The 9,859-nt window shown below is 73.5% G+C and carries 8 protein-coding genes; 3 read left to right on the top strand and 5 right to left on the bottom strand.

Translation table 11 applies throughout. The annotated features are described in order from the left end of the window. Positions 1-191: 191 nt before the first annotated feature. Positions 192-1,688 (top strand): amidase family protein, encoded by a 1,497-nt coding sequence (locus tag ACJ73U_RS30900; protein ID WP_407781257.1) that lies wholly within the window; start codon positions 192-194, stop codon positions 1,686-1,688. Between the two features lie 262 nt (positions 1,689-1,950). On the opposite strand, the gene ACJ73U_RS30905 is transcribed toward ACJ73U_RS30900, so the two are convergent. Both ACJ73U_RS30905 and ACJ73U_RS30910 read right to left on the bottom strand, forming a co-directional pair. Beyond that, entirely contained in the window at positions 1,951-2,490 is a 540-nt protein-coding gene (locus ACJ73U_RS30905) for a hemerythrin domain-containing protein (RefSeq protein WP_407781258.1), read from the bottom strand. A 50-nt stretch (positions 2,491-2,540) separates the two neighbouring features. Beyond that, positions 2,541-2,951, bottom strand: a complete 411-nt coding sequence (locus ACJ73U_RS30910) for a hypothetical protein (RefSeq protein ID WP_407781259.1) — start codon at positions 2,949-2,951, stop codon at positions 2,541-2,543. A gap of 162 nt (positions 2,952-3,113) precedes the next feature. On the opposite strand from ACJ73U_RS30910, the gene ACJ73U_RS30915 reads away from it, so the two are divergent. Further along, positions 3,114-3,770: a maleylpyruvate isomerase N-terminal domain-containing protein gene (locus ACJ73U_RS30915; protein ID WP_407781260.1), complete on the top strand. Its 657-nt coding sequence runs from the start codon at positions 3,114-3,116 to the stop codon at positions 3,768-3,770. A 31-nt stretch (positions 3,771-3,801) separates the two neighbouring features. Here the strand turns inward: ACJ73U_RS30915 and ACJ73U_RS30920 are convergent, their stop codons facing one another. The 3 genes from ACJ73U_RS30920 to ACJ73U_RS30930 all read right to left on the bottom strand — a co-directional run bounded on the left by ACJ73U_RS30920 (position 3,802) and on the right by ACJ73U_RS30930 (position 7,160). After that, complete coding sequence (locus ACJ73U_RS30920; RefSeq protein WP_407781261.1) at positions 3,802-3,951, bottom strand: hypothetical protein; 150 nt, start codon at positions 3,949-3,951, stop codon at positions 3,802-3,804. A gap of 39 nt (positions 3,952-3,990) precedes the next feature. After that, a complete protein-coding gene (locus tag ACJ73U_RS30925; protein WP_407781262.1) occupies positions 3,991-4,452 on the bottom strand; it encodes a DoxX family protein in 462 nt (153 codons plus the stop codon). Positions 4,453-4,550: 98 nt separating this feature from the next. Continuing rightward, positions 4,551-7,160 carry an AAA family ATPase gene (locus tag ACJ73U_RS30930; RefSeq protein WP_407781263.1) on the bottom strand — a complete coding sequence of 870 codons (2,610 nt, stop codon included), beginning with the start codon at positions 7,158-7,160 and terminating at the stop codon, positions 4,551-4,553. A gap of 234 nt (positions 7,161-7,394) precedes the next feature. Between ACJ73U_RS30930 and ACJ73U_RS30935 the strand changes: the two genes are divergently transcribed. Further along, entirely contained in the window at positions 7,395-9,710 is a 2,316-nt protein-coding gene (locus ACJ73U_RS30935) for an AAA family ATPase (RefSeq protein WP_407781264.1), read from the top strand. Positions 9,711-9,859: the final 149 nt, after the last annotated feature.

Below are 9,859 nucleotides of genomic sequence, written 5' to 3' on the forward strand. Positions count from 1 at the left end.
TGGTCCAGTAGGGACGGCGGTGGGCGCGGGGTAGGTGTGTGACACAGGACACGAGCGACCGTGGGTGTTCGGCAGCGAACGGCCGGTGGCCCAGGGCGAGTGTCGGCAGGCAGCCGAACGTCCCTTTTTGGAACACGGACGTAACCTCCGGTGGCTTGACCCGGACCGCTGTCTGGCCTGGGGTGAACCCCATGCGCTCTCCGCTCGCCGCGCCCCCGCGCGTGCCCGTCGGTCATCCGACGAATCACGCTGGTATCGAGCCGTGCTCGGACCTCGACCTGGATGCGGTGACGATCCCGCGGCTGGCCGCCCGGCTGGCCGCCGGGACACTGACCTCGGTCGAGCTGACCCGCGCCTACCTGGCGCGCATCGACGAGGTGGACCGGAAGGTGCGGTCGGTGGTCGCGGTGAACCCCGACGCGCCGCGCCAGGCGGCCGAGAGCGACCGGCGGCGTGCCGGCGGTCAGGCGCGCGGGCCGATGGACGGCATCCCGGTGCTGCTCAAGGACAACATCGACACCCGGATGGGCGCCACGGCGGGATCCCGGGCGCTGGGCGTGCCGCCGTGCGAGGACGCCGAGTTGGTGCGGCGGCTGTGCGCGGCCGGGGCGGTGGTGCTGGGCAAGACGAACCTGTCGGAGTGGGGGAACTTCCGCTCCCTGTGGTCCACGTCCGGCTGGTCGGGTGTCGGCGGGCAGACCAACAACCCGCACGTGCTCGACCGCAACCCGTGCGGCTCGTCGTCGGGGTCGGCTGCCGCGGTGGCGGCGTCGCTGGCACAGGTCGCGGTCGGTACGGAGACCGACGGCTCGATCGTGTCGCCGGCGGGGCACACCGGCATCGTGGGGTTCAAGCCCACGCTCGGCCGGATCAGCGGCGAGGGCATCGTGCCCATCTCGTCACGGCAGGACACCGCAGGCCCCATGGCGCGCCACGTCGTGGACGCCGCGATCCTGATGTCGGTGCTCGAGGGGCGCGGGTTCGACTACACCGCCGCCTCGGCAACCGATGCCCTGCCGGGCGCACGGGTCGGCGTGTGGCGCCTGGCCGGGTTCAGCGCCGAGGTCGACCGGATCGTGGAGTCCGTGGTGGAGGTGCTGCGGTACCACGGCGCCACAGTGGTCGAGGTCGAGCTGCCCTACCAGGAGGAGATCCGCGCGAACGAGCTCCCGGCGCTGGTCACGGAGTTCAAGCACGACCTGGAGGCGTACCTGAAGACCCGGCCGGGGGTGCCGAGGACGGTACGCGAGTTGATCGAGTTCAACGCGGCGGACCCGGTCGAGCTGGGCAGGTTCGGCCAGGACCTGCTCTTCGAGGCCGAGAAGGCGCCGCCGGTGACCGACCCGACCTACCGGGAACAGCGGCGCACCGCGACCACACTCGCGCGCCGGTCGATCGACGGCGTGCTGGCCGCCCACCACCTGGACGTCATCATGGCACCCACCAACGGCGCGGCGTGGCGGACCGACTACGACGGCGACCCGGTGGGGCTGGACTCCGCCAGGCCGGCCGCGGTCGCGGGCTACCCGAATGCCACGGTCCCCGCGGGCTTCGCCGGGCCCCTGCCCATCGGCATGTCGTTCATGGCAGGGCACGGGGCGGACGCGAAGGTCCTCCGGTTCACGGCGGCCTTCGAGCAGGTGGCGCCGGTGCGCCGGGCCCCCGCCTACCTGCCCACACTGCCGTAACGCCCGAGGGGAGACCCATCACGCCGCCGTTGCCGGCATGAGGCACAACTACACAACGACACGGCCGACCTGATCCAGATGCTGTTGAGCATTCTCGGCACGGGTGGACCAGTCGTGGCGGTCCTGCGGGCCGCGGAGATCGCTGCGTTTGGACTGGCGGCCGGCACGTAGCAAGACGTTCAGTGGACGGCGTCCACTTCGGCCTGGAGGGCCTTGCGGGCCGGGTGCGGTATCACCCGGCCCCCGATTCGTGAGAGAAGCTTCAGTCGAGTTTGCCTGTGCGGTGGGCACGGGCTACCAGGGCACGTACGTTCGTCACGGCGCCGCAGTTCTCGTCGATCTGACGGTTGCGTTCCCTGGCGAACTCCTCGCCCAGTTCGGCGCGGGCACGCGCTCCCACCTCGTTGCGTGCGGGGTTGAGGATCGTCAGTTCCTCCTCCACCAGGTGGTGGTTGATCGTCGCCGACAGGTTCTCCACCGCGTCGTCGAAGGACTTCGTGTCGGTGCCCTTCAGTTCCAGCACCTTCAGCAGTGCCTCGTGGCCCTCGGCGTGTTCCTCCTCGCCGTGCTCGGCCTCGTGTTCGCCGATCGCCTCGCGGCGGCGCAGTTTCGGGTAGACGAACTTCTCCTCCGCCTCCGCGTGCGCGACCAGCACGTTGGACAGGGCGTCGAGCACCGCGGCGCGGTCGGAGCTGGAGTCGCGCAGCTTGCGCAGCAACAGCTCGAACAGCTCGTGGTCGGCCAGGATCAGGTCGATCACGTCACCCGCGACCGGGCGATGCACATCGAGGACATCACTCATGCCCTCAGTTCTACCGCCCACGACTCGTTTCTCCTACCTCGGATGGGACCTCAGTAGTCGTCGCGGCCGGTGAAGCGGCGTTCCAGTTGTTCGGCGCCCGAGGCGACCAGGTCCAGGGGGTCGGTGAACTCGTTGATGTCCAGGTTGATCAGCGGCAGGGAGTGGCGTAGCACCACGTAGTCACCCATCAGTGCGATTCCGCCGACCACGATCGTGTTGCCGACCTCGGTGAGGACCTCGCGTAGGTCGACCTGCTCGATCCGGGCGAACGGGGTGGCGATCTGAACCCAGTCCTCTTTCTGGTCGAGGATCTCGTGGGCGACCACCATGATCTGCTTGCGTCCCTGGATGTCCTCCTCGTCCTTGAGGAACGACACGCGGATGCGTACTTCGTCCGGTTCGTACCGGATTACGTCGTAGGTGTGCCTGATGTACGCCACCAAGTCGCCCCAGTCCGCCAACCGAATCTCCGTTCGTCCACCTGCGTCGACCTCGCCGGAGTGGAGTCTAGTCCGGGACCGGGGTCCGATTGTGGGGTTCGACCGGCGGGGCGGCCGCACACGCAGTCCTGCGGCGCCCTGGAACCGGGGCGAAGACCGGTCGCCGGCTGCTAGCTTGCGGCTGTGGAGCTGTTCTCGCGGTCGTGGGCGGCGTTGCGTGGGGCGGTCGCCGGGCTGGCGGACGAGGACTTCGCGCGGCCGTCCGGGTGTGCCGGCTGGCTGGTGCGGGACCTGGTGTGCCACCTGGTCATCGACGCCCAGGACGTGTTGATCACGCTCGTGACGCCCGCCGAGGCGGAGCCGAACCGGGACGCGGTGACGTACTGGGAGGTCACCGACACGCCGCCGACCGGTGACGATCCGCTCGACGCCCTGATCGTCCGGCTGGCCGCGGCCTACGAGGAGCCGGGGCTGCTCACGTTCCACCTGGACGACGTCGGCTCCGCCGCCGGTCGGGCCGCTCGGCTGGCCGATCCGGCGCTGCGGGTCGGCACCCGGGACGTCGTGCTCACCGCGGGCGACTACCTCTCCGCGTACGTCCTCGAGTGGACGTTGCACCACCTCGACCTCGGCGCGCACCTGCCCGACGTCGCCGCGCCGCCCGCGGACGGCCTCGCCCGGTCGCGGGAGATGCTGGAGGAGATCGCGGGGGCGGCGTTCCCGGCTTCCTTCTCCGACAGGGACGCGCTGCTGGTCGGCACCGGGCGGCGCGTCCCGACGGCGGCGGAGAAGACCGAACTGGGTGAGCTGGCCGCGCGACTGCCGTTCGTCCTCGGGTGACGTCGCGACCAGGCGTGCGGACGACGCGGGCTCAGGCCGCGAACGGCACCTCCGGGAACCGGGGTGACGGCCCGGCCAGCACCGGCCGCGGGCGATGGCGCGGGTCCGCGAAGGTGCGGATGATCTCGATGGCCCGCGTACCGGGTGTCGGCTGGGACAGCGGGCCGAGCCGCTCGACCACGGACGCCCTCCGCGGCGAGGGCGTCCTTCCGGACGGGGTTCAGCGGCGGCGCTTGCGCAGGGTGTCCAGGGCGAAGGCGCCCGGGCCCAGGATGCCGATCAGCAGGAGGATCCAGCTGTACAGCGCGGCGGGCTCGCCACCGTTGGGGATGGGGAACAGGGCGATCGGCTGGTGGACGGTGAAGTACGCGTAGGCCATCGCGCCGGAGGACAGCAGGGCGGCGGGGCGGGTCCACAGCCCGACGAGCACCAGCGCGCCGGCGACCAGGTGGATCAGGGAGGCCCAGCCACCGGGCCAGCTGAGCGGGTCGATGGTGCCGCCCCGGCCGTCGACGCCGCCGAAGGCGCCGAACAGGCCGACCATGCCGTGGCAGATGAACAGGAACGACACCACCACACGCGTCACGCCGAGTGCCGCGGCCGGCAGTTTCCCGGCGACAGGCGAGGCGACCGAAGAGGCCGAGGGCGCGGAGGAGGTGGTGGGCAGGGCCGTCGTGGTCATGACTGGTTCCTTCCAGGCGGTGAATCTCGCGTTCACCACCACGTCGAGCCAGCCGCGACCGGATCGACAGACCGGCCGGATATTTTTTCCTGCCGGGCCTACGCCTCGGTGCCGGTCACCGTCAGCAGGACGTACTCGCCGGTGAGCATGGCCGTCGAGAGTTCGATGCGGGAGCGGTAGCCCGTGCGGGAGAACAGGCGGGAGAGCCTGCCCTCGACGCTCTTGTCGCTGGTGCGCAACGCGGCCGCGAGCTGCTTGTTGCTCAACCCGCCGGCCGCCAGCATGGCCAGCAGCCGCTCGTTCTCCGCGACCGTCTCCTTGCGGCCCGGCACCGGCACGCCGTGCTCGCGCATGAGGTTGCGCAGCCACGCCCGGTACAGCACCGCGTCCAGGCCACCCAGCAGCTCGTACGCCTCGCCCAGCAGTCGCGGCTCGCACTGGCCGTGGCGCACCAGGCGTTCCAGCACGATCGCCTGCTCCAACAGCTGCCCGCGGTCGCGGGTCAGCCGCTCGCACTCCCGCGCCGCCTCGTGGTCCTTCTCCACGGTCGCGCGGGCCAGCAGGGTCAGCATCGTCACCCGGCTGGACGGGTGCAGGCGCGTCAGTTCGGCCAGGCCCCGCTCGGCCTCGTCGCGGTCGCCGCGCTCCAGGGCCAGGTCGACCAGCTCGCTCCACACCAGGTCCATGCCGACCCGCGCCTCGGTCTCCGCCGCGCAGCGGAGCAGCCGGGTGCGGGCGCCCTCGTCGTCGCCGAAGGCGCGGTCGAGCTGTGCCTCGGCGAGGTCCAGCAGGTGCGCGAGCGTGGGCGGCGTGGCACGCGCGAGGTCCAGCAGCTGGCGTGCGGCGGTCAGCTCGCCGCGGGCGACCAGCACGGACACCGTGCTCGCGGCCATGCCCGCCGAGCGGGTCTCGTAGCCGCGGTTCCCGGCGCCGGCGACGCCGCGCCTGGCCAGGTCGACGGCGAGCGCCGCCTCGCCGCGGGCCGCCGCCAGCATGGACCGGCAGTGCGGCCCCAGCTCGTCGGCCGACAGGCCCTCGGCGGCGAGCAGCCGCTCGGCGCGGTGGCGGTCGCCGGTCACCAGCAGGGCCGTCACATGGCTCTCGACCTGGGTCAGCAGGTGGCGGCGCACCGAGCGGAGCGGCCAGTCGCCGCGGTTGGCGAGGCTGTGCTCGAACCGGTCGGGCCGGCCCAGCCACAGCTCCGCCATCGTCCTGGTCAGCTCGCCGAACAGGGACGTGGTCGGGTCCTGGTCGGAGCCGAGCGCGTCGCTCGCCTCCTGCCAGCGGTCGAGCTGCGCGTACGCGAGTGCCCTGGTGACGGGCGAACCGCGCTGCGCCAGCTCGCGCAGCGCGTCGTGGTCACCGGTGGCGCCCAGGGCGGCGGTGGCCATCGCCCACACCTCCTGCGCGGTGTCCGGGGGCAGGTGCTCGGCGTGGTCGCCGAGCAGCCGCCGCGTGCCGGCCACGCACTGGTCGTGGTCGCCGAGCAGGAAGCAGATCGCCGTCCGCATGAGCAGGACCAGCGCGCGCTGGCGGTCGTCGCGGGCCAGGTCGGCGGCGGCGGTGAGCCACGGCAGCGCGGCCTCCGCCCGGTCGTCCCGCACGGCGGCGGCCTGTCGCAGCAGTTCACGGAGGGCGCGGCCGGTGTCGACCAGGGCACCCGCGTCCGCGATCCGGTCGGCCAGGTAGTCCCGGTCGTGGCACTCCGCCGCGCCCGACCAGACGGCGGTCACCACCGCGGCCGAGAGCTGGCGGCGCTCGAACGGACCGAGGCACGTGACCAGGGCCGCACCCACGAGCGGCACGACGAACCGCCACCCGCCGCGGTGCACGACGCCGGCCTCCCGCAGGCGGTGCACCAGCTCGTCGGCCTCGCTCTCGGGAACCCGCAACACCTCCGCCAGCAGCGCGGGCACCGCGGCGCCGAGCGGGGCGAGCACGGCGACGGCCTTCGCGGCCGTCCAGCACTCCTCGCCGAGGTCGCGAACCGCCTCGACGAGCTGGTTGTCCGTGGGCGCGGCCACCGGGGTGTGCGGCCGGACCAGGTACGCCCGCCGGTCCACGACCTGGAGAGAACCGTTGTGCCGCAACGCGTCCACCGCGGCAGGCAGGGCCGCCGGCAGGCCCCTGCTCAGCTCGCGGACCCGCCGCGCCAGCGCGGGCTCCGGGGTCGCGCCCAGCACGTCGGTGACCTCACGCGTGACGGCGGGCAGGGTCCGCGGCGCGAGCCGGAACTCGTCGACGAGACCCGCGGCCCGCAGGCCGGCCAGCATCGCCGGGACGGGCGCGGGCGTCCGCACCGCACAGACGCAGTGGACGTTCGCCCGCACCAGCGCGTGCAGCACGGCCAGCGAGTCGGGGTCGAGCCACTGCGCGTCGTCCACGATCAGCGTGCCGCGCGGCGGCAGCTGCAGGGCCATCGCGACCGCCGCCCGGCGGGCGAGGTCCGGGTCGTCGCCGGCGCCGGGCACCGGGCAGATCGGCGCCACCCCGGCCTGTCCGGGGGTGGGCAGCCGCACCGCGTGCTCGCCGGGTGCGAACCGGATCGGCAGCAGGTCGCCGCGGGTGGTGGCGCGGATCGCGGTCACCCTGGCGCCCTCCCGCCGCAACCGGTCGCTCAGCCGGGCGAGCAGGGTCGTCTTCCCCGTGCCCACGGCGCCCGTGAGCAGGACGAGCGGCCGGGTTGCCGCCATGATGCCGTCCAGCACGCGACCCCTCCCCGCTGGTTCGAACCACTTACCCACCAGGGAGCACGCGGGACGTGGCGCGGAAGGTTCAGCCGGGGGATATCCCTACCCCTCACCGAGGGACATCCCCCCGCGAAGTCGCGGGTTACCACCCCTGGACCAGGGGGACAAACCCAACGACATTGGCTGCCAAGCCGACGAACGTTTACCAACGGAGAACAACCGTCCCAACTCAACCGCGGAGGGGTGTCCTCGATGAGATGGCAACGCCAGGAACTCGTCGGGCGGCGTGCCGAACTGGACGCGCTGCGCCGGGATGGAGCGGAACCCGCGCTGCTGGTCGTCCGGGGCCCCGGAGGCAGTGGCAAGACCGCGTTGCTGCGGCGGTTCCGCGCGGAGTCGAGCGGGACCGTCCTCGACCTGGGCGGCCGGGACGGGCAGCCGGCATGGGACTCCTTCCGCGCACGCGCGCTGCTGGCCGCCGTGCGGGCGGAGTTCGAGACGTTCGGCGACGGCCCCCGGGTGGCCGAGTCGATCGAGGCGGTGAGCCGGCTCTGCGTGCCGGAGTCGTACTCGTCGCCGGCGCGCCGGCACCGGCTGCTGGCCGCGCTCGGCGTGCTGCTGGCGCGGCTGCGCGGTCCGCTCGTCATCGTGGTCGACGACGCCGACGACGTGCCGGTGTGCGCGCTGGCCCCCATGCACCGCGCGGGGCACACGGTCGTCGCCGCGTGTGGCGCCGACGCGCCGCGTGAGCTGTGCTCGCTCGCCGACCGGATCATCGACCTGGCGCCCCTGACCGACGAGGAGGTCGGTCGGCTGCTGTGGCAGGTCGCGGCCGCGCCGGTCGACGAGGCCGTGCCGCGTGCGCTGCGCGCGCACCTCGGTCCCCTGTACGGCAACGCGGGCACGCTCGTGTCCACTGTGGAAAATCTGTGGGACGAGGGTCGCCTCGCGAAGGTGCACGGCGTGCTGGCCCTGCGCTCGCCGCGGGCGCCGATCGCGTTGCCCGCCGGGCACCGCCTGCTCGCCGAGGTCGACGCGCTCGGCGCGGTCGGGCGGGAGCTGGTGTCGCTGGCCGCCGGCGAGGCCGAGTTCCGCATCGACCGGATCCCCGCGCTCGCCGCGGCCACCGGGCACGCGGCGCACGAGTACGGCCACGCCGCCGACCGGCTCGTGCGGGCCGGCGTGCTGGAGCACGAGGCCACCGGGCGGTTGCGGTGCCGCAGCCGGGCGATCGGCGCGGCCGTGGCCGTGCAGCCGGAGCCGGCGGCCGACGACGTGTGGCAGCTCGTCGCCGCCGGTGACTACGAGCGGCTGGCCGCGTTCGTCGCCGCGGCGGTCGAGCGCGGGGAGTCGGGGGAGGACCTCGCGGCCGCCGCCGCACTGGCCGCGATCCACGTCGGCCGGCGGGTGACCGAGCCCGTGCGGGACGCGCTCGACGGCAACGCGGTCGCGGTCGCCGACCGCTGGCTCGCCGGCGCGGAGGTCAGCGTCGAGGACCTCACCAAGAACTTCGGCCGGCTCCGCCGCCGGCCCGCGGTGCGCAGCATCGACGGGCGTCCCCGCGGCGCCGACGAGCCGGTCGAGGAGTCCGTCGCGGAGGCACTCGCGCTGCGCGACCTCGTGCCCGTGTTCGCGGCCGTGCTCGGCCCGGGCTACGGGCTGCCCGTCGACGGCCCGGTGGCGGCCTACCACCGCGTCTGCCGCGGTTACGCCGACGGCGACTGGGTCGACACCCTCAGCGCGGCCCGCGAGCTGGAACTCATGTCGGACATCGATGTTCCGGCGGCCCGGCTGCTGGCCGCCGAGATCTGCGGCTGGCGCGGGGAGGACCGCCAGGCCGCGGCGTGGCTGGCCGCGGCCGGCGAGGAGACCGCGTTCCCCGGGCTGCGTGGCTGGGTGGCCACCGGGCTGCGCGACCACGCCGGCGAGGACGCCTACGAGCACGGCTGGGCCTGGTACACGACACGCACCGCGGAGCTGGAGGAACCCGGCGCCGCGCGGCTGCTGACCCGGCTCGCCACGATCGCCGTCGACTCCGGTGACCGGTACCGGGCGCGTGCGGTGCTCCGCGAGACACAGGCCCGCTACGGGCAGGCGTCCGGGACCACGCTGTTCGTGCGGGGGCTCGTCGAGGCGGACGGCGCGTCCGTGCGTGCCGCCGAGCGGGTGATCCGCCAGCGGGGCAACCGGTTCGAGCTGGCGCTCGCCTGCCAGCGGGTGGCCCGCGTCGACGGCGAGCCGCACCCGTGGCTCGCCGAGGCCTACGAGCTGGCGCGGTCGATCGGCGCGGCGAAGCTCGTCAGCACGACCAAGCGGACGATGGCCGGCTGCGGCGTCGCGGTGCCCGCGCGGCGCTCGCGGCAGAGCGACGTGTCCGATGTGGAGCGCCAGATCATCGAGCTGATCCGGTTGGGCCGGACCAACCGGCAGATCGCACTCGCGCTGCGGATGAGCGCGAAGACGGTGGAGAAGCACCTCACCAGGTTGTTCGCGAAGGCGGGCTGCCGGACGCGCCACGCGCTGGCGATGTCCGGCCTCGGCGCACGGCAGGAACTTGTGGGCGCGTGACATGAGCGCAGCGACCAGTGGTACGACGGAGGAGTCGCGACCGTGAGCAAGAACGTCATTGTCATCTCCCAGACCCCGGGACGCGGGCAGCGCAGCATCTCCGATGCCGTGGCCGGCGCGACGGAAGGCGCGCTGATCGTCGTCGGTCC

This window comes from Actinophytocola sp., assembly GCF_045807065.1.
In the GTDB taxonomy this organism is placed as follows: Bacteria; Actinomycetota; Actinomycetes; order Mycobacteriales; family Pseudonocardiaceae; genus Actinophytocola.